Below are 23,824 nucleotides of genomic sequence, written 5' to 3' on the forward strand. Positions count from 1 at the left end.
AAGTCAGTTTGTTTTCTGGTAAAGACTTTACTGTTGATATAGAAAAAGGTCTAAGTGGTTATTGTGATTTTCTTATAAGTCGTTCTCCGGAACAGTTAGTCATTACGTCACCAGTTATCGCAGTGGTAGAGGCAAAAAATGAGAACATCGAGGCTGGTTTGGGACAATGTATGGCGGAAATGATAGCAGCTCAAATTTTTAATCAACAAAAGGGAAAGCAGGTCAGCCAGATACTGGGTGCTGTGACCACCGGAAGTAGTTGGAAATTTATGCAGTTAAGAGAAACAACGATAGAAGTTGATTTGAATGAATATTTTTTGAATCAAGTTGGTAAAATTTTAGGTATCCTCAGCTTAGGATTAGAAGAGAGTTAGTTTTAGCTATTACTGTTAAAATAATGTTTGACAATTTTCAACCTAGTTCTATTTTGGCTGTAGCTGCTGTTACTTCTGGTGTCGGGCTTATCGGTTATTTTTCCTGGAAAACCTTAATTACCTCTAATCTTTTCCAAAAAGGAGTGACTCTTTACCAGCAAGAAGATTACAAAGGCGCAGAAACAGCTTTTCGCCAAGTCATTTCCAGAAATTCAACCAATGATGTAGTTCGTCTACTGCTGGGGGATGCTTTAATGCAACAAGGAAAAGTAGAAGAAGCAACCCAACAATTTCAGGATGTGATACAACGCGCACCAAAAAAGGTCGATGCTTATTTTCGTCTATCAAATGCTTTGATGCGTCAAGAAAAGAAAGAAGAAGCAATTACAGTACTGCAACAAGCACGAGACTTATTGCAAGCACAGCGTCAAGCTCAAAAAGTAGAGGAAATCAATCGTATTCTTGAGAAACTAACAAAAAATTGACCCATGAGTGAAGCAAAGGGCAAAGCCTACCTTGTTGGTGCAGGACCTGGAGATATTGCATATTTAACGGTAAAAGCTTACAAACTTTTATCGATCGCTGAGGTATTGGTTTACGATGCTTTGGTAGATACAAAGTTGTTGCAATGGGTACCACCTGAGTGTTTGCTCTTAAATGTAGGAAAACGAGGTGGAAAACCCAGTACGCCTCAAGGTGAGATTAACAAGTTACTGGTGAAGTATTGTTTAGAAGGAAAACAAGTTGTCCGCCTCAAGTCCGGTGACCCATTTATTTTTGGTCGCAGTACTTCTGAAATTGAAGCGCTAAAAGCTGCTGGTTGTGCTTTTGAAGTTGTACCGGGAATCTCCTCAGCCCTAGCAGCACCTCTACTGGCGGGAATTCCCCTAACAGATCCAGTTATGAGCCGGTGTTTTGCCGTATTTACCGCCCATGAACCGGATGCTTTAGACTGGGAGGCTTTGTCACGGTTGGAGACAGTCGTTGCTTTGATGGGGGCGGGGCAACTAGGTGAAATTGTACATCGACTTTTACGGCAAGGGCGATCGCGTGGGACACCCATAGCCATTATCAAATGGGCTGCAACTCCCCAACAACAAATCTGGGTAGGGACGTTAGAAAATATACTTGAGCAAACCTCTGGTGTTTCACTGTCGCCAGCGATCGTTGTCATTGGGGAAGTTGTGGGACTGCGTCAATACTTGCAACCTCCTGAGACAATATCAACAGAAGGTATCTCATTATCTAACGCTTCGCACCCTAACATTATGCAAACCAACCTTCCCCCCTCCCCCTCCTCCTCTATTTCCCTGACAGGTAAAACTATTCTAGTAACACGGGCTGGAGGACAATCCAGCCAATTTACACAAATCCTTACCTCACACGGTGCAAATGTTATTGAAATGCCAACTTTAGAAATTGGTCCACCTTCGAGTTGGGAAGGTTTGGATAAGGCAATTTCACAGATATCTGACTTTCACTGGTTGATTCTCACTTCTACTAACGGCGTAGACTACTTTTTTGAAAGGTTGTTTGCCCAAGGTAAAGATGCACGTACTTTGGCTGGAACCAAAATTGCTGTTGTTGGGGAAAAGACTGCCCAAAACCTCAAACAACGCTGTCTTCAAGCAGACTTTATCCCTCCCAAGTTTGTTGCAGATTCTTTGGTAGAAAACTTTCCTGAAGAACTTACGGGGAAAAAAGTTTTATTTCCCAGAGTAGAAAGCGGTGGACGGGAAGTTTTGGTGCAAGAATTAACAGCAAAAGGAGCAGAGATTGTAGAAGTAGCAGCATATCAATCGGGTTGTCCGGATAACGTACCACCAGCAGCACAGCTAGCACTGCAAAATGGAACTGTGGATGTTATTACTTTTACAAGTTCCAAAACAGTACAATTTTTTTATCAGCTTGCAAAAAAGGTTTTCTCCGGTAATTCTCAGGAAGAACAAGCGTCTGCGATCGCACAATCCCTGGAGAAAGTTTGTATTGCTTCCATCGGTCCCCAAACTTCCAAAACTTGTCTTTCTTTATTTGGACGAGTGGATGTAGAAGCAGAGGAGTATACTTTAGAGGGCTTAATTCAAGCGATCGTTAAATGGATCGCAAATTCTTAAAGAGATGAACAAATTTCATCTCCAAACATGAAAAACCCTCTTCCCTAACCCCTATTTCCAAGGTAGGTTTTATGATGCACTTAAAGCCGTGGTGCAGGAACAGGTTTGAGTGGATCTGACAACGGGTTTATCCTACCTTGTCCCAAACGGACTCATGATGTCGTGGTCATTTAGTTGCAATTTGCTGTATCTAGATGATTGATAAACCGTACAGACAATAGTTCTGCATTTTTTTACATAAATTAATTTTTTAAATTTTGTAGAAAACTCTACTTTTTCCTTTGAGTTATAGACAAGAAAGCAAACAAGCTTTCCTTTCTGATTACTCCCGTCTCAGTACACAGTTACTATCTTAAACCTTTGCGTTCGTGGCGTCTATGTGTTAACACACACGCTTTGCTATGGCTGTTTTTTAATAGGTAATCCTTTGGCGGGAAAGGAGTAGTTTTTTCTAAATGATTACAAGATCCCGCGAACCTCTCTTGTCTTAAGGAGTAAGTGATTTTAACGGGATTGTAGAGAAATGCAAGAACTAATTGCACACTTATCTAGGACATAACTCATTGCGTTTATTGGCTAATACTAGCCTTTAACTTTAATGAGGAAAAACTCAGAAAATCAGGAGAAAAAAATGGCTGATATTTTTGGTACTATCTACAATGATAACAGCACCACAGGTCCAGATGGTAAGTTCCATACGGCGTTATTTGGAACTTCAGAAAACGATTATATGCGTGGCGATGAAGGTGATGATGCACTGTATGGCTTTGAAGGCACGGATGTAATTATCGGTGATGCTGGCAATGACGCTGTTGTGGGCTATCAAGGCAATGATTACTTATTTGGTAGCGATGGTGATGACACCTTAGGAGAATGGTATCATGGTGAGCCTGGTAGTGACTGGTTAGATGGCGGTAATGGGAATGATATCCTTTATGGCTATGGCAGGGATACTGAAGGTACTGAATATGATAATTTGACTGGTGGAGAGGGCGCAGATAAGTTTGTACTTGGTCAGGAAACTACTACTTTTGTGAACGGATATGCTTACTACCTTGGAGATGGTTATGCTACCATTCACGATTTTAAATGGTGGGAAGGCTTAGAGGATGATTTCCCCTTGGGCAACTTAATTACCAGTGATTTGTCAAAATCTTGCAGAAATACAATAACAGTAAAATGATGAAACACATTATCGGCAACTTTTGATTGGATTGAAGTTGTCGAGTTTTGGTATGGTGAACAAATGACCGATGGCAAACTGATGACAAATGACTAAACACATAATTGGGTTAACTGGAGGCATTGCTACAGGTAAAACTACTGTTGCCAGCCATTTAGCTAGTGCTTACAATTTGCCAATTTTAGATGCAGATATTTATGCTAGAGATGCGGTGTCTGTGGGGTCGCCAATCCTTCACGCGATCGCTAAACGTTACGGAGAAGAAATTTTACTTGCAGATGGCAGCCTCAACCGTCAAAAGCTGGGTGAGATTATCTTCAACAACCAAGAGGAACGCAACTGGGTAGAAGGTTTGATTCATCCTTACGTGCGCTCTCGCTTTCTTGAAGCAATAGCCCAATCACCTGTACAAACAATAGTCTTAGTTGTGCCGTTATTGTTTGAAGCGAAAATGACCGATTTAGTGACGGAAATCTGGGTAGTCAGTTGTTCTGAAGAACAGCAATTAGAAAGATTGATGCGACGGAATAATTTGACTTTAGAGCAGGCACAAGCCAGGATTAAAAGTCAAATGTTAATGGCAGAAAAAGTAGCGCGTGCAGATGCAGTGTTAGATAATTCTTTGACTTTGGGAGTGCTACTTCAACAAATAGATAACGCCCTCATGACTTTACGTAGTTAATTTTAGGTAGCAGTATGACATTTAGTCATTAAATATTGTATATTTTATTTTCTGGAAGTCCCTAAAATGAACAGTGCAATTTGCGCTCATCAACCTCCTGGCTGCTGATTGAACGCACGGCAATCAGCTATTCTCTGCCAGGAACTATGGGACATGATGGTGGTTGGATTTGCTGTAAAGACCACGTTGCCATCAGCATCAATCACCCAACCTGTAGCTTCTACGATACGAGCTGGTGTTGGGCTAGTGGGATTTGTAGAAACTGCTGGAGTAGAGCTTTGAGCCACTTCTGGGTTGAGAGTCACCAAATCTACCTGCACTGCATCAGTGTTGAGGGCTTCACCGGGGTTAGGGGGTAAACCGCCACGTCCGGCGATTGTAAATTTGCTTTTAGCTATAGAGCTACCCGCAGTACAGGCTTGGGCGACTTGGGTATCAACTGGTACGGCAGGCAGGTTGACTAACCCGCTACTAAGGTTTACATCAGGTGTATTAAGTTCTACAGTGCCGTCAATACCAAATTCAGAACTGGCGGTGATGTCACTTAGGGAAGTTAGGCTTGGGCGGGACTGAATGCCAAAAATTCCTTGTGCGGTGATATCAACTCTACCACCCTTACCAGTGAATGCATTGGCGCTGATGTTGCTATCTTCGCTTGGGACGGCAACGATGAAGCCATTTGGGGTATTAATTGTGATGTTACCGCCATCTCCTGGTTGCTGTGCTGTGCCTGCAGTTGTAGAGATTATGCTGCCACGACGCAAGAGTAACAAGTCTTGAACTCCTAGGATGATGTTTCCACCATTACCAGATGCAGATTCAGCGATTAACCTTCCCTGGTCGTTCAAAAAAATAGAGGGTGCAGTCACTTCAATGTCGCCTGCAATTCCCGCTCTTTCAGACTGAACAAAAAAGCCGCTAGCAGGACCAAGATTTCTAACATCCGTACCAAATTGAGCAACTCGATCGTTAAAAGTGGCATCACTGCCAGAGACAGTCACTTGCTTAGTAGCATTGACAGTAATCTTACCCGCACGCCCACTGCCTTCGGTAATGGTGAGCATTTGCCCTCCATTGAATACTTCAAAGCTCCTAGCATTGACTGTGATATCGCCACCTTTACGGTTATTACTGGTACGCGTATCCAAAAGAGCACCATTTGATAGATAAAAAACACCAGCATCCACAGTTATGCTGCCTCCTGTGCCTGTAGAAGTGGGTGCTGTAAGTGTAAATAATGCACTGGAGAGTCCTTTCGTATCAGTACCAGAAATCTTGACGGCTTCAGTTGCTCTGATTTGAATATTTCCTGCGTTTCCCTGTGCAAAAGTAGTGGTAATCAGTTGGGCACCGTTGGTCAAAGAGAGTGACCTGGTAGTGATATCGATATTGCCACCTTTGCCGACTGCTTCTCGTTCCACAGCGCTGAATACTGCACTAGATGAATCCAGAGAGACATTATTATAGGCGTTAATCACCACATTGCCTGCATCTCCTTGTCCACTAGTGCTGGTAAACAGTTGAGCACCATTAGTCATGGAGAACAACCCAGTTGTAATGTTGATGTTACCAGCATCTCCTTGTCCATCGGTGCTAGCAATCAGTTGAGCACCATTAGTCATGGAGAACGACCCGGTTGTAATGTTGATGTTACCACTTTTGCCTACTGCTCCTTGTCCTAAAGCGCTAAGTACTGCACTGGAAAATCCATTGCTACTTACCCCATCTAGGAAAACCGCATCACGGGCATTAATTACCACATTGCCTGCATCTCCCTGTCCAAGGGTGCTAGCTGTTAGTCGAGCCCCATTGGTCAAAAAGAGCGAGCCAGTGGTGATGTTAATATTGCCACCGTTACCTACTGCTTCTCGTTCCACAGAGCTGAATACTGCACTAAGTAATTTATTGCTACCTACCCCATCTAGGAAAACTTTGTCACGAGCATTAATCACCACATTGCCCGCATTTCCCTGCCTAGCGCGATTAGCAACTGAAATTTGAGCCCCATTGGTTAAAGAGAGTGACCCAGTAGTGATGTTGATATTGCCACCTTTGCCGACTGCTTCTCGTTCCACAGTGCTGAATACTGCACTAGGTACTCTACTGCTACTGCTTTTTACCCCGGCTAAGGAGACGGTATCGCGGGCATTAATCATCACATTGCCTGCATCTCCCTGTCCAAAGGTGCTAGTTACCAAGTTTGAACCATTGGTCAAAGAGAGTGACCCAGTAGTGATGTTGATATTGCCACCTTTACCGACTGCTTCTCGTCCCACAGTGCTGAATACTGCAGTAGAACTCTTATCTACCGCACTGTCTAGAGAGACGGTATCACGGGCATTAATCGTCACATTACCCGCATTTCCTTGTCCATTAGTGCCGGCAACCAGTTGAGCACCGTTGCTTATCGAGAGCGATCCTGTTGTGATATTGATGTTGCCACCTGTGCCTACAGCTCCAATAACCACATTAGTAAAGATATCACCTCCGTCAAAGGTAACGATATCGCGGGCATCTATCTTTACACTGCCCGCATCCCCCTGTCCACGAGTTGCAGCATTTAGCGATGCTTCGTTAGTCAAAGAAAGCGACCCAGTTGTGATATTAATGTTGCCACCCTTGCCTACGGCTCCAGACTCTACAGTACTGAATGCCGCACTAGTAGATAATCCATTGCTACTTTTTCCATCAAAGGAAACTGTATTGCGGGCCAGTATAGTTAGATTGCCAGCATTCCCCTGCCCAAGGGTGCTAGCAGCTACTTGAGCACCATTTGTTACAGCAAGCGATCCAGTCGTGATATTAATGTCGCCCCCCTTACCCACAGACCTTGGTAACAGTGCATTGATAATTGAGCTGTCATTAATGTTTACTATTCCTGTCGCATTAATTTCAACATTCCCCGCCTGGCTACCAATAGAACCCAAATCGGAATTTATTCCTGCTTGCAGTCTACTTCCTCCACCCATATTCAAGTTCTGGGCGTTAATGGCGATACTACCACCACCATCAGCGAGTACATTCACGTCAGCGCTATTGATAAGAGACACGTCTGCTCTTTGTACATTCTGGGGAAAATTCAAACTTAAGTTGTTGCCAGTAAAATTTAGTGCTACCGTTCCTAATTGTGCCAATCCTCCCAATTCCACTTGACCTCCTGGAGCTTGCAAAATTCCCCCATCTAACTCCACATAACCGCCTACAAGTGCCAAGGTTTTACTTGGCTCCACCTCTAGACCAACAAGCTCGCCAATATTATTAGTTGCCTGGGAAAGGTTTCGGATGCTTCCCGCAGTCTCCCCATATTGCAGACCAATAGGAACACTCACGGTCAGCAGGGGTGTGGTTTGGGGAGCGAGCGCACTAAACTCTGCGCCATCAGCAAATTTCAGGCTACTCGCCGTACTTGCCACAAATGAACCGCCAATATTCAGCTCGGCATTACGCCCAAAAATAATCCCATTAGGATTGAGCAGAAATAGGTTAGCATTACCGTTAGCACGGATTAACCCATCAATGTTAGAAACTGACCCACCCGTTACCGGTTTAAACTGTTTGGGTTGTTGGTAAATGTCTGGGCGATGGTGAGTCAAATAAATACATGGTGCCAACATCATTCCCTTTGGTATTTCATAGCCTATAAGTCGCATGGGGGCTTGGAGAATTCTTGCTTGGGTGAAGAAAACAACTGGGTACATTCTTAATGTTTCCGAACAAACAGCACTTAAATAAGGCAATTTAGCTATTTCTGTTGGTTCGGTGTGAGCGCTATCAATGGAGTTCAATTCTTGCAGCAGTTTTTCACGGACTTCTGGTATATTGTGAATCCAGTATAATGCCCACGATAAAGCTGTTGCTGTCGTTTCATGTCCGGCAAAAAGCATGGACATTAATTCATCGCGCAGCTCAACATCTGTCATCGGTTGACCTACATCATCTCTCGCTGATAGTAAAAGGTTTAAAATATCTTCTCTTGAAGAATCAGGTTGGTTTCTACGTTCTTGAATTTCTTGGTAAATTAATTTGTCGAGAGCTTCTCTTTGCCGCAAAAAGTATCCCCAAGGGCTCCAAGAACCTAGATCGTGTTGTAGTCCTTTGAAGAATAGCACCATTGTTTTTGAGGGAGTTTCAAAAGAAGTCAATATAGCATTTAAAGCTCCTTTAATTTGTTGGTAACGTTCTCCCTCCTCTAGACCAAAAACGGCTCGTAAAATAACTATCAAGGAAATTTCTTGCATATATTTACGAGCTACAAATGTTTTGCCAATCTGGATTGGGCTCATCACTTTCTCAGTAATGGCACACATAAGATGACCGTAAGCCCGCATTCTCTCGCCATGAAAGGGAGGCATCAACAACTTGCGTCGTTGTATGTGGCGATCGCCATCTAATAATATTAACGAGTTTAACCCTACTAAGGGTTGCATAATACTGTTGCCAGGACCTGTTTCAAACAACTTAGCATCAGCGGTGAAAACTTCTTGAATTCCTTGGGGATTGCTGATAACTACTGAAGTAGGAAAGCCAGCAAATTCGCTTATAAAGATGTCTCCATAACGCTTTTGCATTTTTTCAAGATAATCTGGTTGTTGCAAAATACCCCAGAGATATTGAAGAAATTTTGGTGCGCGTATTCTTGGAGGCAGTTGACTATTGCTCAGGTTTAGGGAATCTTTTTCAATTGAAATCATCTTTTTTAGTTAGTAGTTAGTAGTAGTAGGGTGGGCACTGCCCACCACCTATAAATTGTGCTTTTTTACCTAAATCTTTATCAAATTGTGGTAAACCCAATCGTTCTCTTAATTCATTGATTGGTTTCGCCCAATGTTCTTTAAAACGAAATCCTAATAGAAACTCTGCTTTTTTTCCAATTTTAACTCCTTTTTCTATATTATTAAAGATCTCTTGGCGCTGTTGGGGAGCTAAGATAGGATAAAGCAATCTTGCAAACCACAGGCTGATTTTTAAAGATTTGCTGTAGTTTTGAGCAGCAGCAAAAGCATATACCCCTATTTCTCCTGCATAACTGGTGTCAAAGCCAAGCAAGAGATGAAAAATATCGTGGGTAACTACATATCGCAGGGCAAATACATTGCGTTTGGCAACTTCTTCTAGTTCGGGGCTGATGTTAAATGGCTTCAGATTATTTTCTCGCATATAATCTGCATATTCCCGTCCAAAAGTCCCTTCGGGGTATTTGCTTAACTCTTCCAAATTAATATAGGGGTGATATCCCACAACTTGTTGTAATTTCGATGCTATTTCCGGCTTTGCTTTTGCACCTAGTAGATCGGATTTTAAAATAGCAAAATCACCGAGATTTTCAGATGGTTTAGAAGTTATAAGTGTTTTAAGCTGTTTAAGTTTAGTTAACATATTTTGTATGCGGGTTTAATATCAATCTAAACCATATTTCCCGGAAGGAATGTAGGGTGGTCTATGCCCCAGCAATTGAACAACGGTGGGCAGTGCCCACCCTACGAGTGTTTCAAAAATTACTCTTGGATTTCTATATCACTCTAAACTTATTTTCTAATAGTGTATTAATAATGGTTTAGAGGTGGAATACTATAGCGATCGCGCAACTCCTCTACAGATATATCCACGACTTCCCAGACATTCCAATTATTTGAAAAGTCTACTTTGCAGGCTGCACCACGCTGTAGGGCTTGCATTACCAACTGTATATCAAATAACTCAATGTGTATTCCCCTGTGAAAATGCAGAATCACAAATAGGAGAGACACAAAACCATTTTCGCGAATAAAACCAGCTTGAAATGCCCCTTGCTGGATTTCTCCTTGGGAAGAGGTGTCGTAGCCTGACAAAATATGAGTAAAATCATGAAACACCAAATGTTCTGGAATCCCACCAACTTCACCAGGAAAGTTAAAGCGCTGGCGGGTGCAATGTTCCCAGTATGTACGTCCCAAAGTTCCTAGTGGAAGCAAACCTAACTGTCGGTAATTCCACGCAATTTCCGGGTCTTCACCACAATTCAAGTAGGACGGGGTGACTATCTTTTTGATGTCAGCAATTCCTTCTTGGTGACAGGCTGCACCCATATATTTACTCATCAACTGCCGCATAATATTTACTTGTACCAACAGCTTGTGTCCGGTAGCTGCTTTGTATAGGACTCGCAAACTGTCATCTTTAACACAAAGTTCGTCTGCTAGCTTTCGCAGTGCTTTCTGCTGATTGGGTTTTATTTCTCCATCGACCATTGCCATGACCATTGCCATTTGAAGCAAGCGTTGGCGTTGGTGGGGATGGGTGATGGCTTCAGCAATTTTTGTTGGTGCGATTGGGGATAAGTCATGAAGGACAACAGAAGATTGATGCAATTCGTTGATTATTTGTAAAAGCTGATACTCGCGTGCAGTAAGTGCCTCTGGTTTAGCTGCCACAGTCATCAGCACCCCAAGCACCAATGGTAGTTCTTGAGAAAAAAAGACAGCAATATGCATAAATGCGGGAAGTGAGCAATGGGGAATAGGGAGTGGTAAAATGTTAAGGATTCCATATGCCCCAAACCCATTGCTTATACGCAAACTTTTTAAACATTTTGAGAAGTTGGAGTGACTTCCAGTGCCAGAGGTAATTCCAATTCCTTAGCTACAGGAAGTTCCTTTGGTGGAGTTTTCCGTGATAGGCTGTTTAAATATTGCCCATCATTAATAGGGCTGACGGCTTTCATTCTGTGAGGAATGCTGTAGTAGCGGTGAGTTTGTTGAGTTTGGTACCTTTGTTGAATACTTTCATCAGAAATCTTTTTCCGCAGTTTAATAATTGCATCAATGACAGCCTCTGGTCTGGGTGGGCATCCCGGTATGTAGACATCGACTGGAATTAACTTATCTACACCTCGAATAGCGGAAGGAGAATCGACGCAGAACATACCACCTGTAATCGTACACGCTCCCATCGCAATGACGTACTTTGGTTCTGGCATTTGTTCGTAAAGCCGCACCAAGTTTGGGGCGTACTTCATGGTGATTGTACCTGCTGTAATTAACAAGTCTGCCTGTCGGGGAGTGGCACGGGGTATCATGCCATATCTTTCCATATCAAAGCGAGAGGCATAGGCAGCCATAAATTCCATGAAGCAGCAGGCTGTCCCAAACATCATGGGATACAAACTGGACATTTTTGCCCAATTGTAAAGGTCATCTACAGTTGTAAGGATAATATTTTCAGAAAGTTGTTGCGTTACTTGAGGATGTTCAATTGGATTGATTACTGAGTTAGTCATGGGTCGATTCCCCCATAGTGTTTAAATGTGTTCTTGAAAAATTCCGCTTTCCGGAACGTTGATAACTACATCACCAATGACTACAGTTTCCGATAATGTTCTTATCTGCACTAGTAAAGATAAAGGTTTTAAGGTGCTAACTTAACAAGTGAAGGTTGTCATTGGTCATTTGTCATTGGTTATTGGTGGGGTTGCAAGGGTTTTAGACTTTTTTCTTTGCCTAACTTAGCGCTACAGCCGTTAAGGTGTATCAAACATAAAGAAATCTCAGAAACAGCTTTTGAGGGTGTAAAATTATAGCCTGACTGAGCCCTGTACCTCATGGAAAAACACAAGCAACGACGCAGGCGTGGTGTTATCCTCAGCCTTCAAGGACTGAATAAACTACAAGAAGCCAGGTATCAGGCGGAAATCCAGGACAACGATGGAGCAAGGTTCACCTTGGAGGAATTGAGCTATCGGACTCAGTTAGCTCCTTTTACAGTTTCTAAGGTGCTGGCACGGGAAGAAGGAGTTGACAAGCAAAGCCTTGAGTATTTCTTTAGAGCTTTTGGCTTGGAGTTAACTACAAGCGATTATCTAAAAGTGGGTAGGCGGGAGTCGAATGAAGAGGATACAGGGACACGGGAACAGGGAGAAGACTCATCCCCACCTACTTCTTACTGTGATTGGGGACAAGCTGTCGATGTTTCCATTTTCTTTGGGCGTACAGAGGAACTCTCTCAACTAGAGCATTGGATTGTTAACGATCGCTGCCGACTTATTGTTTTACTAGGAATGGGGGGAATTGGCAAATCTTCTTTATCTGTAAAACTAGCAACTCAAATTCAAACAGATTTTGAGTTTGTCGCTTGGCGCAGTCTTCGTAACAGCACGCCTCTCAAAGACTTATTGGCAAGTTTGCTGAAATTTTTTGCCAACGGTCAACCGATAAACTTATCCCAAAATACGGGCGATAGTATTGCACAATTTTTGGAACATTTGCGATCGCACCGCTGCTTGATTGTGTTAGATAATGTGGAGTCGATATTAGCTAGCCATGAGCACTCCGGGCATTACCAAACTGGCTATGAGGACTACAAAGAACTTATAAAGCAAGTAGGAGAAACAGTTCATCAAAGCTGTGTGGTGCTGACAAGTCGGGAAAAGCCACAAGAAATTACAATCTTAGAAGGGGAAACCTTGCCGGTTCGGTCTTTACATTTACCAGGCTTAAGTACTGGCGCAGCGCTAGAGTTAGTCAGAACCAAAAGCTTTTTTTGCGGAACGGACGCAGATTGGCAAGAACTCATACAACATTACTCTGGTAATCCTCTTGCTCTGAAAATTATTGCTACTACAATTCAGGAATTGTTTGACGGCGATATCAACGAGTTTCGGACTCAAGGTACTACAGTTTTTGGTAGCATTTATGACTTATTAGAACAGCAATTTCATCGTCTTTCCACACTAGAAAAAGACCTAATGTACTGGTTGGCAATTAACCGAGAACCAGTCACACTAGCAGAGTTGCGTGGGGATTTAGTCCTACCTATATCCTCAATGAAACTTTTGGAAGCATTAGATTCTCTTTGCAGGCGAAGTTTAATCGAGAAAAAAACAGCCCTACAAACTTCCGTGCAATTTACTCTTCAACCTGTGGTGATGGAGTACGTCACGGGAAATTTCATTCAACAAGTTTGCGCTGAAATTGTGGAAATGGGCAAGGGAATAAGGGGACAAGGGGACAGGGAAGACAGAGGAGATAGGGGAGACTTGGGGGACTTGGGAGATAAAGAAAGGTTTTCTTCCTCATTACCTTTATTCCAAAGTCATGCTTTGATGAAAGCGACAGCCAAAGATAACATTAGAATTGCTCAAACTAAGTTAATTCTCCAGCCCATTATTGAACAGTTACTGTTAAACCTAAGAACTAAGTCAGCAATTGAAAATTGGCTTTCTCAAATTCTGTACCAACTGCAACACACACCAATTCAAAACCCCCAATATCTCTCCATTCCCTCACTCCCTCACTCCCTCCCCCACTCCCCAGAACCCGGATACGCAGGTGGTAATATTCTTAACTTGATGAGTTACATACAAAGTGACTTGACCGGATATAACTTCTCTCACCTAACAATTTGGCAAGCATATCTCCAAGAAACTTCTTTAAAACGAGTTAACTTTGCTTGTAGCGATTTATCTAAGTCTGTATTTGCCAAAACTTTTTCTAGCACTGTTTCTGCGGTGTTTAGCCCTGATGGCAAAATCCTTGCGACATCTCATACAGAAGGTCAAATTTGTCTGTGGGATGCCGTCACCGGTCAACAACTGATGGGCTATCAGGGGCATTCAGGTTCTGCTTGGTGTGTTGCCTTTAGCCCAGACGGCAGCATACTTGCTAGTGGAGCACAAAATGATAACATTAAATTATGGGATATGACAACCGGGCAATGTTTAAGAACTCTGGAAGGTCATGCCGGAGGTGCTTTTGCTGTTGTTTTTTCTCCTTGTGGTAGCTTACTAGTGAGCGGAGGTGCAGACTCTGATATCGGAGTTTGGAATCTAAGCACGGGAGAGTGTACTCAAATTTTACAGGGACATAAAGGCGCAATCTTTGGTCTGGCACTGAGTCCGGATGGCAGCATTCTTGCCAGTGGTGGTGATGATAAAACGGTCAAGCTATGGGAATTCAGTACGGGTAGCTGTATCAAAACTTTGCCCGGTCATACAGACTGCGTTAGGTCTGTGACATTCAGCCCTTCAGGGTTGCTTGCGAGTAGCGCTTTAGATCCAATTATTAGGCTTTGGGATGTCGATAAGGGCATATGTATTGGAACTTTGCAAGGACACGGTAATGGAGTGCCTAAGGTGATTTTTTTGGATAATGGAAATAGCCTTGCAAGCTCTAGTATAGACACAACGATTCGAGTTTGGGATGTTCCTAGCAAGCGATGCATTAAAACTTTGCAAGGACATAATAATTCTATCTACGCGATCGCGACTAACCCACAAGAAACCCTGCTTGCTAGTGGTGGGGATGACTTTTCGGTAAGGCTATGGAATATTACTAGTGGAGAATGTATCAGAACATTCCAGGGAATGCACAATTGGGTAGGTTGCTTGGCTTTTGCTCCTATCGGTTCCGAAGGGGAAACAGAACAAGGAGCAACCATTGTGAGTGGTGGTTACGATCGCATTATAAGACTGTGGAATTTAGATGGTGAGTACCGCCGTTTTACCGGACACACTGATTTTTTATTTTCGGTAGCCTTTAGTCCCGATGGGCGTACCATAGCAAGTAGTAGTGCTGACCAAACAATCCGATTGTGGGATGTTTCAACAGGACAGTGCTTGAAAATTTTGAAAGGACATACGGGTACGGTAACAAAAGCTACCTTTAGTCCTGATGGTCATCTCCTTGCAACTAGCAGCTACGACTGTACTGTTAAGTTGTGGGATATAGCAACAGGTCAAATCTTGCGAACTCTAAAAGCACCTATTACTTTGTCACTTTCTTTTAGCCCAGATGGCAAGAAACTTGCAGTAGGTGGTTTTGACGAAGCTGCAATAATTTGGGATTTAGAAACATGGCAGTGCAATCAAAGATTTAAAGGACACAGCAGTTGGGCTTGGTGGGTTGCCATTAGCCCCAAAGGAAATATCCTTGCCACTGGTAGCGCTGATGGTACCGTGGGGTTGTGGGATATAGCAACAGGTCAATGCCTTCGTCTATTCCAAGCACACCAAAACTGGGTGTGGACGATTGCTTTTAGTCCTGATGGCAATATCCTTGCCACTGGTAGCAGCGATAGCACCATCAAATTCTGGGATGTAGCAACTCTTTGTTGCATTGCAACCTTAACTGACCATGATTTCTGGGTGATATCTGTTGCTTTTAGCCCTGAGGGGAAGCTTTTCGTAAGTGGGGATGGAGATGCTACCCTAAAAATTTGGGATGTGCAGAAAAAAGAGTGTATTAAGACTTTGAGAATCGAACGTCTTTATGAAGCAATGAACATTTATGGAGTCACGGGTTTGACAGAGGCACAAAAATCAAATTTGCTTGCTCTCGGAGCAGTTGAGGATAAAATGAGCTGATATAGCAATCCTAAACCATTTGTGAGAAAATATTGAGATAAAGATTTTAACTAAGTATAGCACACTCTCATATTAAGTCCGGTTAATTAGTGATTATTAAACAATCTGTGCAAAAACCGGAAAACCCTCTCCCCATCTCCCCCTCTGTGCTTGCTGTCGCATTCATGGCTTTAGCGACTGGGTTTCAATTTACTCCATCCACATTCCTCAGCGATTTATTTTTCTCAACGGAGCCAACGCGATCGCTAGCCTGTTTGCAACAACTGGCACTGGCAACATTAGTCTTTGTCTTCATCCGCGTCTTAGCAGTCTTAACCTCGGTATTGTCACAAGGCAAACTGAACAAGGCAGAAGCTCGGGATGCTTATATCCTGCTTGTGAATCCAAACTTTTTCCTTTGGGCAGCTCTTTTCCTTGGAGTTAGTGCAACTGCAAATCCAGAAGCCGTAAAATATGCAATTTTTTGGGCAGCGCTGGGATTCTTCTGCGTACCACTCATTGAGCAGATATTGTTTATGAATTCATTTAGTAATGAATTATTGAGAGAAACACTGCGTTCTTCGAGAATGGCAACAGAAGATGTTAGAAAACTTTTCCATCAATTGGATACAGATGGAAGCAATGCACTCGATAAAGACGAGATTATGGAGCTGTTAGGTCGAATAGAAGATATGACAACAGGTGAACGTAGTTCTGAAGAGATCAGGAGGTACGTAACTGATTATCTTTTCGCCACTCTTGATAGCGATAAAAGTGGCACCGTTGATTTAGCAGAATTAGAAGATTATGTATCAACCTATGGGTTAGTGGCTAACCTTAACGTTGTCTCTTCTGCTGAATCTTCAGTAGCGATGTAATTTACGAGACAAGGTAAACGCATTTTAATTTGTCTTGGCAAAAACTTTGGTTAGAGCTATTAGTGGGCACTGCCCACCAATAGCTTTGTTTCATATCTGTACGTTCGCTTATTTTGAAAGGGTGAGAGGAATTAATGCGTGACTGGGTAAGGAAAAAACCTATTTTTATATCTGACTATACTGTTACCGTGTAATACTTGGAACAGCAAGAGCGGGTTAGCGGTGTATTACATGAGAAAAGAAATGACGTGTAATACATACATAGGAATTGAATTCGCCTAGAGGCTCAACAGGGAAAGTGATGCGAGCTCTGTGTACTTAAAATACGCGGAACGGCTCCGATTTTCTTGTAAAGTGAATTGGCAAAACACTTTCCACGTTTTCTGGGGGATTGGGAACAATATAGTAGGTAATGACTTTGCCACCATTAGATTCATTATTGCCTGCTGCAATACCCGCTTCAACTGCTCTTTCAACTTCAGCTGTATCTCCCCGAACAGCAACTAGCAGACGAGCACTTTCTGCTAAACCATAGTATACAAGGGTAACTGCTGCAGCTTTTACCATTGCATCGGCTGCTGCAAGCACAGCCGGAAAACCCTGAGTTTCAATAACTCCAACCGCCATTGGCATAACCTTACACTCCTTATTCGGGGATCTGCAACATTAATTGTACGGGGACGTGGCTCCGGATCGGACAATCGTTTTAGAGATTGTTATTGAGTCATGGTAAAAAATCATAATTCTAAAGGATAATTCTCAATTTTTGAAGCTGACCATTCCCACATTGAACCTGCATAGTTTTTTGCACTAGAAAAACCCAAATTCGCTAGAACAGCCACAAAAAAAGCCGAACGAATGCCACCCGTACAATAACTCACAACAGGCGTATCATGCTGAATTCCTAATATTTCTAATTTGGTGAGCAGTTCTTCTTCCTTAAGTAAATGTCCCTTGCTATCCATTAAATCTTTAAAATAAAAATGCAAGGCTCCGGGAATATGTCCTCCCCGTCGTTCACCATAGGGAGTTGCCCCATCATACTCTCGCTTTTCTCGGGTATCAATAACAGCAAATCTATTTTCTGTGAGATTTGCTCGGAGTTCATCTTGCTGAATTTCCCACAAAGCTTGACGATTAACAACAAAATCCCCTATCTCTTGTGATTGATTGAAACCGCCATTTGTCGGAAATCCAGCTTTGACCATTGCCTGATGTCCCCCATCAACAAAGGCTGCACTTTGATGTCCTAAAGTACGCAACATCCAAACAATACGCCCCTCTTCACCAAAACCATTAGCACAACTGCCAATTACAATCACGGGTTTGGAGTTAAAAATACCAATTTGACGTAGTTTTTTTTCTAGAAGATTTGTGTCGGAAATCAGTTTTCCACGGTTGGGTTTTTCCAATTGCGAAAATTCCTGCCATGTCACATGAACAGTACCTTGTACGTGTTCAAACATCCATAGTAATTTATTGCGGACATCAAGAATTTTTGCCCCTTGCAATATGAATTGCTTGGCCTCATTTGCGCTGATAATCCATTGTTTCATACTACAAATAATGTTACATTTGCATTTCATCCGCCCTTTTTATCTTATATTAAGTCCGGTTAATTAGTTATTATTAAACAATCTGTGCAAAAACCGGAAAACCCTCTCCCCATCTCCCCCTCTCCCCATCTCCCCATCTGCCTTAATGATAAGTCTTTACCCGGACATGATATTACCGTTGGCTGCAAAAATATTGGTATCTGTAAATGTAGCTCCATTTGGCACTGAAGCCTGCGTACCAAGTCATCCTTCTGACGCAGAGAGAGTGCCACCGTTTGCGTTACCAAATCAAGGCAAATGGGGGGATTGTTCGCGACGGTGTTGCTGTTGTATGAGCAGCAAGTCTGCATAAGCTTGTCTTATTAACCCTTGGTACAGGTTTACACCACAGCGTTGCACCGCCGCCTGACTTGACATCCGGCTTTCTGGATTGTGAGCGTCAATCCAATCTAGTTGTACTTTCGCCGCTTGTGCCACGGCTTGTAGGCGATGTTCGTCACTCTGAGCATGGGCTAAGTGCATAGCGGCATACAGCGTGTGGTAAGCGGTTTCGTAATATGCGTTTTCCAAAGCCTCTTGGCTTATTGCCATAAGGCGCGAGTACATATCGTCATGTTCGCTATAAGATGTGTCTTGCATTGTATTCTTCTCGCTTGCATGACTGGTAACTATTTTACAGTATGACGAAGCACTGGCTACACTGCAAGCGGTTTACGTGTAGCCAGCACTTTTCAATATAAATAAAGCCAAGGTCTTACTGCTGAGAGTTTATCCTTACGATCGCTATCTTGCAAACCGCTCTAGTTAGCACTCTATTCTCCAGCGCTTAAACACCCGTAGGTTGCCTATCCATTAGCCCTGAGAGTACCTCGTCTAAGGTTTTATTGAGGTACACAGCTCGCTCATCAACTGCCCTAACCCAATCAATAGGAAACCAGTGATGCTGACCATCCGATGCGCTATTTTTGGTTAACTTGATGTACTTGCCGGCTTCTACTTTGTCTACTGTGCCAATATGTGTGTCAGAGGCACCTTGCAAACCACCAGGTCCTTCTGCATAAACAGCCAGATGTTCTTTAATCTTGGATACGTCCATAGTTCCCTCCACAAGAGAATGATTAACCAGACACGCAAATCCTTTTCAACAAGGTAGCGATTAAACTCATTTGCGTCTCAACCAGTACGTTTCATAATATGTCGCTAACAAATGAATACTCCTCACTCCCCAGGCAGAATCAGCCCGTCTACCTACAATCGCCCCGCTAACCGTTCGAGTGTTAAACTCTTGTGACTGGGTCTTTTAAGAAGTGCAGATTTAAGCTATATCTTAGGTGAAAAAAGGCTGGAGCTATAGCAATATTATGTCTAGTATCAGTCAACTGCTCGAACCTCATATTAAGGATTTAGGTGGCTTTCAAGCTCGGCGTAGTCTGCCTCATGACAATCGTCAAATGGTCGGTCCATTTATTTTTTTTGACCATCTGGGTCCGGCTGTTTTCTCACCGGGCAAAGGCGTAGACGTAAGACCGCACCCCCACATCAATTTGGCAACTGTAACTTACTTATTTGAAGGGGTGCTGCTCCATCGTGATAGTTTGGGATGCGTTCAAGAAATTTATCCTGGTGCTGTTAACTGGATGACAGCAGGGCGTGGCATTGTTCACTCAGAAAGAACGCCGGAGAGTACTCGCAATCAAGAAGCCACGTTGCATGCCATACAAACTTGGGTAGCCCTTCCCGACGAGTATGAGGAAACTGAACCTTGGTTTCGCCATTATCCCGGTCAGGATTTACCTATATGGAATGAAAATGGGGTGTCGATTACGCTCATTGCAGGAAAAGCATATGGTCGCTCTTCTCCAGTTCAAACCTTCTCTCCAATACTTTATCTGGATGTGTTGCTACCACCGGGAACGCAGTTTGTGCTGCCCGATGATTATAGTGAAAGGGCAATTTACAGTGTTACTGAAGGTCTTAGCGTCGATGGCGAGCCCTTAGAGCAGCATCGGCTAGCTGTGTTGACTTCTGGTCGTTGTGTTGAGATTGCCTCAAAAGCTCAAGCGCGGTGTGTAGTTATTGGCGGTGAATCTGTTGGCCTTCGCCACAAATGGTGGAACTTTGTTTCTAGCCGACCCGAGCGAATTGAACAGGCAAAACGGGATTGGAAAGAGGGTCGCTTCGGTCAAGTACCGGAAGAAACAGAGTTTATTCCGTTGCCAGAGGATCGCGTTGAAGTGCAACCGTTGAGTTAAAGAAAGGCACTACAAACCCGATTTCCCTCGTGTTTTGATTCCAAGAGAAATCCTACAATACAGTCATTTTCGCGTAGATAGGTAGGGGCGCGGTTGCATTCAGAGCCCCTACAAACCACGCTTCAGCTCTCATTCAAATTGCTATTATCTGGGACAAATGTGCCGTCTGGGTGCCATTCCTGGATTGACAATCGCAGCCAACTCTTCTGCAGACAATTTGCTTAGCTCTGTCTGCAATTCTTCAACGGTGAAATCATAGCCACGCTCTTTAGCAATTTTGATAAAGGCTTCTGGCTCAGATACGGCTTTGAGTCTTTCCTTTAATACTAGATCTTCTTTAACGGCTCTAAAAAGTTGGGCTGCATTTTTCTGTGCCATGATAGTTCATCCCCTGTTCTAAATCTCATATTGAAACGTAATCATTTAGTTTCTACGATTTCGACTTATCTAGCTTGATTGAACTACTAACTTACGCTTCTACATTTCAATGTAGAACCAAAAAGAAGAATGTATGAGAAATGCGTGACAAAAATTCACGTATGGTATGAAATTTGTCAAGCTATTAAAATTGAGTCGATCGCAATATGCACATCCTTCCACCGACATAGTTCTTTACTAACCGTCTCCAATTTTTTCAATTGGACATCAAACTCAACAAAAACTATCCCTTAAGATATTTCTCTATCCTGCACTTCCTTAGATTGTAAATCAGAAAAATAGATACAAGGGTTGCATTTTTTATGCCTTTCACTACAAAATATTCAAATAAAACTTTATTGTCATAACATTTTGTAACATTTTTTGATTGAATAATGCAAAAAAAATTGATAGAATTCTATTTTTCTTAAAAGATCGTGATTAACAATTTTTATGTAAGAGTTGATGCCAGAGAACTGCTACTTTAACTACAAAGACTATTTAAAAGAAAATAAAATCTTTGACAGCTTTACAAAAATATTTATGAGCACAATAGAGACAGAAACGACGACTGATGATTCGTGCTCGGAGATAATTAATGGTAGCGCTCGCAGAGAACGCCCAAAAAAGGCTAACTATACAAACTGTTGAAATAGCTCCTAATACAACTGCGATTCGTTGTCTCGACTGGGACCGCGATCGCTTTGACATTGAATTTGGATTGCAAAATGGTACGACTTACAACTCGTATCTGATTAAAGGTGACAGAATAGCATTAGTTGATACCTCACATACTAAGTTTCGCGAACAATACTTAAACACCCTCAAAAGCCTCGTTAACCCCAAGGCTATCGATTACATCATCGTCAGCCACACAGAACCAGACCACAGTGGCTTAGTTGAAGATGTTCTCCAATTAGCTCCAAGAGCTACTGTTTTAGCCTCAAAAGTTGCCCTGCAATTTTTGGATAACCTAGTACAAAATAGGTTTACACTATCAAGTAAATTTTTCTGGGGTGGCTTTTGTCATTTGGATCGCTGAGAACATTTTTATGGAATGCGATCGCTCTCTACACTACAGCACCTCTTTTGACAAATGTTTATTTTGGAATTGCAATCAATGATTGGATACTATGCAAAGTGCTGATGAAAGAGTTGAGTCGATCGCTGAAATGATTGCGCGTTTAGTATGCGAATATGAAGCTCGACAAGCAGCAACCGAAGCAAAAAAATCATCCCGCAAGTATGCAACGCCAAGCAGGTTTCGAGGCAACTTTGGCAGTTGAGTTATGCAGATATAGAATGAGTGCTGGAGCGGGGACGGGCGCTGGTGCTGCTTTTTGGGGTACTCTAATTTGATAACTGCTGTTAAACTTGATGGAGCCCGATCGCATTCCACATCCCTATGTCTCGTTGGTTTAATACCGCAGGTCCTTGTCAAGCTGACATTCACTATATGCTAGCGCCGACGATTCGGTTGCCTAACTTGGAGCGGCTGATTGAACAACGTAATTATTTTGTCATTCATGCACCTCGTCAAACAGGCAAAACCACCGCTATGCTAGCGCTGGCGAAACAACTTACAGACACCGGACGCTATACCGCAGTCATGGTATCTGCGGAAGTGGGAAGCCCCTTTAGCGATCGTCCAGAGACGGCTGAACTTGCGATTCTTGATGCTTGGCGAGCACGTGCCAAATTGTATTTACCCCCCGATTTACACCCTCCCGATAACTGGGACAAAGCGCAGCCAGGACGAAGAATTCAAGCGGCTTTACAGGCTTGGGCGCAAGCTCAAAAACGACCGTTAGTGGTGTTTATTGATGAAATTGACTCGTTAAGGGATGAAGCGCTGATTTCAGTTTTGCGACAGTTACGTGATGGCTATCCCGTTCGTCCCCAAAACTTTCCCATCAGCGTCGGGTTAATTGGCTTGCGGGATGTGCGCGATTATAAGGTGGCTGCTGGGGGTAGCGACAGATTAAATACAGCCAGTCCCTTTAATATCAAAGTCCGCTCCCTAACATTGAGGGATTTTAATGCTGCAGAGGTTGAGCAATTATACCAACAGCATACTGAAGATACGGGACAAGTTTTTACACAAGAGGCTATCCGGACAGCGTTTGAATTGACTCAAGGACAACCGTGGCTGGTCAATGCCCTTGCCAAAGAAATTGTCGAAGAGATGGTGACAGATACAACGGTAGCCATCACACCCGAACATATTCACTCTGCCAAAGAAATCTTGATTAAAAGACAGGATACCCATCTTGATTCCCTTGCCGAACGACTTCGAGAACCAAGAGTCAAAGCAATTATCGAACCCATCTTAGCAGGGTTGGAACTTGGAGATGTACCCAATGATGATATCCAGTTTGTCATCGACCTGGGTTTGTGTAAAATAGACCCCTTGGGAGGACTGGCGATCGCCAATCCGATTTACCGCGAAGTCTTACCCAGAGTATTAACTGTCACACCGATGGCTTCTTTGCCTCAAATTGCACCGACTTGGTTAACGGCTGACGGTGAGTTAGATTCGGATGCTTTGTTGCAGGCGTTTTTGGTGTTCTGGCGACAGCATGGGGAACCATTACTTGGTAGCGCTGCTTATCATGAGATTGCACCGCACTTGGTACTCATGGCATTTTTACATCGTGTGGTGAACGGGGGTGGAACCTTAGAACGGGAATATGCTATTGGAAGAGATCGTATGGATTTGTGTTTGAGATATGGGAAGATTACCTTAGGAATTGAGTTGAAAGCTTGGCGAGATAAAAGGGGCGACCCAACCGAATCAGGTATTGAACAATTAGATTCTTATTTAGCGCGGTTGGGAGTCAATTTTGGTTGGTTGGTTATTTTCGATTTACGAGCAAAAGCTTTACCTATAGAAGAGCGCTTGAATACTCAGGTGACAACTACAAAAAATGGACGCTCCATTACTATTGTTCGGGCATAGGTAAGAAATTAGTGTTTTATATCATGTTCGGTTAAACACTTGTAATAAAAATACCCCTCCCTAACCCTCCCCTTAATAAGGGGAGGGTGCCGTTA

Annotated in this window: 19 protein-coding genes and 1 pseudogene; 11 read left to right on the forward strand and 9 right to left on the reverse strand. The window is 43.0% G+C overall.

Annotated features, from left to right (window positions below; all coding sequences use genetic code 11):
- Nucleotides 1-8 precede the first annotated feature (8 nt).
- From ACYRY3_RS10970 to coaE, 5 genes are all read left to right on the forward strand, one after another.
- Nucleotides 9-374, forward strand: coding sequence for a hypothetical protein (locus tag ACYRY3_RS10970; protein WP_460201708.1), 366 nt, complete (start codon nucleotides 9-11; stop codon nucleotides 372-374).
- Between the two features lie 23 nt (nucleotides 375-397).
- Complete coding sequence (locus tag ACYRY3_RS10975; RefSeq protein ID WP_460201709.1) at nucleotides 398-859, forward strand: tetratricopeptide repeat protein; 462 nt, start codon at nucleotides 398-400, stop codon at nucleotides 857-859.
- A 3-nt stretch (nucleotides 860-862) separates the two neighbouring features.
- Entirely contained in the window at nucleotides 863-2,488 is a 1,626-nt protein-coding gene (gene cobA / locus ACYRY3_RS10980) for a uroporphyrinogen-III C-methyltransferase (RefSeq protein WP_460201710.1), read from the forward strand.
- A 631-nt stretch (nucleotides 2,489-3,119) separates the two neighbouring features.
- On the forward strand, nucleotides 3,120-3,671 hold the full coding sequence (locus ACYRY3_RS10985) for a calcium-binding protein (protein ID WP_460201711.1): 552 nt from the start codon (nucleotides 3,120-3,122) through the stop codon (nucleotides 3,669-3,671).
- A gap of 88 nt (nucleotides 3,672-3,759) precedes the next feature.
- A complete protein-coding gene (coaE, locus tag ACYRY3_RS10990; RefSeq protein ID WP_460201712.1) occupies nucleotides 3,760-4,353 on the forward strand; it encodes a dephospho-CoA kinase in 594 nt (197 codons plus the stop codon).
- Between the two features lie 89 nt (nucleotides 4,354-4,442).
- Here coaE and ACYRY3_RS10995 read toward each other — a convergent pair whose 3' ends face one another.
- From ACYRY3_RS10995 to nuoB, 4 genes are all read right to left on the reverse strand, one after another.
- Nucleotides 4,443-9,044: a cytochrome P450 gene (locus tag ACYRY3_RS10995; RefSeq protein ID WP_460201713.1), complete on the reverse strand. Its 4,602-nt coding sequence runs from the start codon at nucleotides 9,042-9,044 to the stop codon at nucleotides 4,443-4,445.
- Between the two features lie 16 nt (nucleotides 9,045-9,060).
- Nucleotides 9,061-9,729: a Coq4 family protein gene (locus ACYRY3_RS11000; RefSeq protein ID WP_460201714.1), complete on the reverse strand. Its 669-nt coding sequence runs from the start codon at nucleotides 9,727-9,729 to the stop codon at nucleotides 9,061-9,063.
- A 167-nt stretch (nucleotides 9,730-9,896) separates the two neighbouring features.
- Nucleotides 9,897-10,823 (reverse strand): TerB family tellurite resistance protein, encoded by a 927-nt coding sequence (locus ACYRY3_RS11005; protein ID WP_460201715.1) that lies wholly within the window; start codon nucleotides 10,821-10,823, stop codon nucleotides 9,897-9,899.
- A gap of 89 nt (nucleotides 10,824-10,912) precedes the next feature.
- Nucleotides 10,913-11,608 (reverse strand): NADH-quinone oxidoreductase subunit NuoB, encoded by a 696-nt coding sequence (gene nuoB / locus ACYRY3_RS11010; RefSeq protein WP_460201716.1) that lies wholly within the window; start codon nucleotides 11,606-11,608, stop codon nucleotides 10,913-10,915.
- A gap of 321 nt (nucleotides 11,609-11,929) precedes the next feature.
- On the opposite strand from nuoB, the gene ACYRY3_RS11015 reads away from it, so the two are divergent.
- A complete protein-coding gene (locus tag ACYRY3_RS11015) occupies nucleotides 11,930-15,688 on the forward strand; it encodes a WD40 repeat domain-containing protein (RefSeq protein ID WP_460201717.1) in 3,759 nt (1,252 codons plus the stop codon).
- Between the two features lie 89 nt (nucleotides 15,689-15,777).
- Nucleotides 15,778-16,545 carry an EF-hand domain-containing protein gene (locus tag ACYRY3_RS11020; protein ID WP_460201718.1) on the forward strand — a complete coding sequence of 256 codons (768 nt, stop codon included), beginning with the start codon at nucleotides 15,778-15,780 and terminating at the stop codon, nucleotides 16,543-16,545.
- A gap of 318 nt (nucleotides 16,546-16,863) precedes the next feature.
- Here ACYRY3_RS11020 and ACYRY3_RS11025 read toward each other — a convergent pair whose 3' ends face one another.
- From ACYRY3_RS11025 to ACYRY3_RS11040, 4 genes are all read right to left on the reverse strand, one after another.
- A complete protein-coding gene (locus tag ACYRY3_RS11025) occupies nucleotides 16,864-17,178 on the reverse strand; it encodes a BMC domain-containing protein (protein WP_460201719.1) in 315 nt (104 codons plus the stop codon).
- Nucleotides 17,179-17,282: 104 nt separating this feature from the next.
- Entirely contained in the window at nucleotides 17,283-18,101 is an 819-nt protein-coding gene (locus tag ACYRY3_RS11030; RefSeq protein WP_460201720.1) for a sulfurtransferase, read from the reverse strand.
- 288 nt (nucleotides 18,102-18,389) lie between these two features.
- The gene (locus ACYRY3_RS11035; RefSeq protein WP_460201721.1) at nucleotides 18,390-18,740 is read right to left on the reverse strand and encodes a hypothetical protein; all 351 of its coding nucleotides are present in this window, start codon (nucleotides 18,738-18,740) and stop codon (nucleotides 18,390-18,392) included.
- Between the two features lie 187 nt (nucleotides 18,741-18,927).
- Nucleotides 18,928-19,197: a DUF2171 domain-containing protein gene (locus ACYRY3_RS11040; protein WP_460201722.1), complete on the reverse strand. Its 270-nt coding sequence runs from the start codon at nucleotides 19,195-19,197 to the stop codon at nucleotides 18,928-18,930.
- Nucleotides 19,198-19,462: 265 nt separating this feature from the next.
- Between ACYRY3_RS11040 and ACYRY3_RS11045 the strand changes: the two genes are divergently transcribed.
- Complete coding sequence (locus tag ACYRY3_RS11045; RefSeq protein ID WP_460201723.1) at nucleotides 19,463-20,353, forward strand: pirin family protein; 891 nt, start codon at nucleotides 19,463-19,465, stop codon at nucleotides 20,351-20,353.
- A 144-nt stretch (nucleotides 20,354-20,497) separates the two neighbouring features.
- Here the strand turns inward: ACYRY3_RS11045 and ACYRY3_RS11050 are convergent, their stop codons facing one another.
- The gene (locus ACYRY3_RS11050) at nucleotides 20,498-20,731 is read right to left on the reverse strand and encodes a Nif11-like leader peptide family natural product precursor (protein ID WP_460201724.1); all 234 of its coding nucleotides are present in this window, start codon (nucleotides 20,729-20,731) and stop codon (nucleotides 20,498-20,500) included.
- 637 nt (nucleotides 20,732-21,368) lie between these two features.
- On the opposite strand from ACYRY3_RS11050, the pseudogene ACYRY3_RS11055 reads away from it, so the two are divergent.
- The 3 genes and pseudogenes from ACYRY3_RS11055 to ACYRY3_RS11065 all read left to right on the forward strand — a co-directional run.
- Nucleotides 21,369-21,764, forward strand: a pseudogene (locus ACYRY3_RS11055) (oxygen-binding di-iron domain-containing protein); the annotation flags it as partial.
- A gap of 139 nt (nucleotides 21,765-21,903) precedes the next feature.
- Complete coding sequence (locus tag ACYRY3_RS11060; RefSeq protein ID WP_460201725.1) at nucleotides 21,904-22,056, forward strand: hypothetical protein; 153 nt, start codon at nucleotides 21,904-21,906, stop codon at nucleotides 22,054-22,056.
- 119 nt (nucleotides 22,057-22,175) lie between these two features.
- Entirely contained in the window at nucleotides 22,176-23,729 is a 1,554-nt protein-coding gene (locus ACYRY3_RS11065; protein ID WP_460201726.1) for an AAA family ATPase, read from the forward strand.
- The last annotated feature ends 95 nt before the right edge of the window (nucleotides 23,730-23,824 follow it).

It is taken from the genome of Scytonema sp. NUACC21 (assembly GCF_054684315.1).

Excerpts from the sequence above, each read along its gene's own strand:
- ACYRY3_RS11045 (WP_460201723.1), top strand. The coding sequence starts at position 19,463 with ATGTCTAGTATCAGTCAACTGCTCGAACCTCATATTAAGGATTTAGGT.
- ACYRY3_RS11000 (WP_460201714.1), bottom strand. The coding sequence starts at position 9,729 with ATGTTAACTAAACTTAAACAGCTTAAAACACTTATAACTTCTAAACCA.
- coaE (WP_460201712.1), top strand. The coding sequence starts at position 3,760 with ATGACTAAACACATAATTGGGTTAACTGGAGGCATTGCTACAGGTAAA.
- ACYRY3_RS10995 (WP_460201713.1), bottom strand. The coding sequence starts at position 9,044 with ATGATTTCAATTGAAAAAGATTCCCTAAACCTGAGCAATAGTCAACTG.
- ACYRY3_RS10985 (WP_460201711.1), top strand. The coding sequence starts at position 3,120 with ATGGCTGATATTTTTGGTACTATCTACAATGATAACAGCACCACAGGT.
- ACYRY3_RS11005 (WP_460201715.1), bottom strand. The coding sequence starts at position 10,823 with ATGCATATTGCTGTCTTTTTTTCTCAAGAACTACCATTGGTGCTTGGG.
- ACYRY3_RS11015 (WP_460201717.1), top strand. The coding sequence starts at position 11,930 with ATGGAAAAACACAAGCAACGACGCAGGCGTGGTGTTATCCTCAGCCTT.
- nuoB (WP_460201716.1), bottom strand. The coding sequence starts at position 11,608 with ATGACTAACTCAGTAATCAATCCAATTGAACATCCTCAAGTAACGCAA.
- ACYRY3_RS11030 (WP_460201720.1), bottom strand. The coding sequence starts at position 18,101 with ATGAAACAATGGATTATCAGCGCAAATGAGGCCAAGCAATTCATATTG.
- ACYRY3_RS11060 (WP_460201725.1), top strand. The coding sequence starts at position 21,904 with ATGCAAAGTGCTGATGAAAGAGTTGAGTCGATCGCTGAAATGATTGCG.
- ACYRY3_RS11025 (WP_460201719.1), bottom strand. The coding sequence starts at position 17,178 with ATGCCAATGGCGGTTGGAGTTATTGAAACTCAGGGTTTTCCGGCTGTG.
- ACYRY3_RS11040 (WP_460201722.1), bottom strand. The coding sequence starts at position 19,197 with ATGGACGTATCCAAGATTAAAGAACATCTGGCTGTTTATGCAGAAGGA.
- ACYRY3_RS11050 (WP_460201724.1), bottom strand. The coding sequence starts at position 20,731 with ATGGCACAGAAAAATGCAGCCCAACTTTTTAGAGCCGTTAAAGAAGAT.
- ACYRY3_RS10975 (WP_460201709.1), top strand. The coding sequence starts at position 398 with ATGTTTGACAATTTTCAACCTAGTTCTATTTTGGCTGTAGCTGCTGTT.
- ACYRY3_RS11035 (WP_460201721.1), bottom strand. The coding sequence starts at position 18,740 with ATGCAAGACACATCTTATAGCGAACATGACGATATGTACTCGCGCCTT.
- cobA (WP_460201710.1), top strand. The coding sequence starts at position 863 with ATGAGTGAAGCAAAGGGCAAAGCCTACCTTGTTGGTGCAGGACCTGGA.
- ACYRY3_RS11065 (WP_460201726.1), top strand. The coding sequence starts at position 22,176 with ATGTCTCGTTGGTTTAATACCGCAGGTCCTTGTCAAGCTGACATTCAC.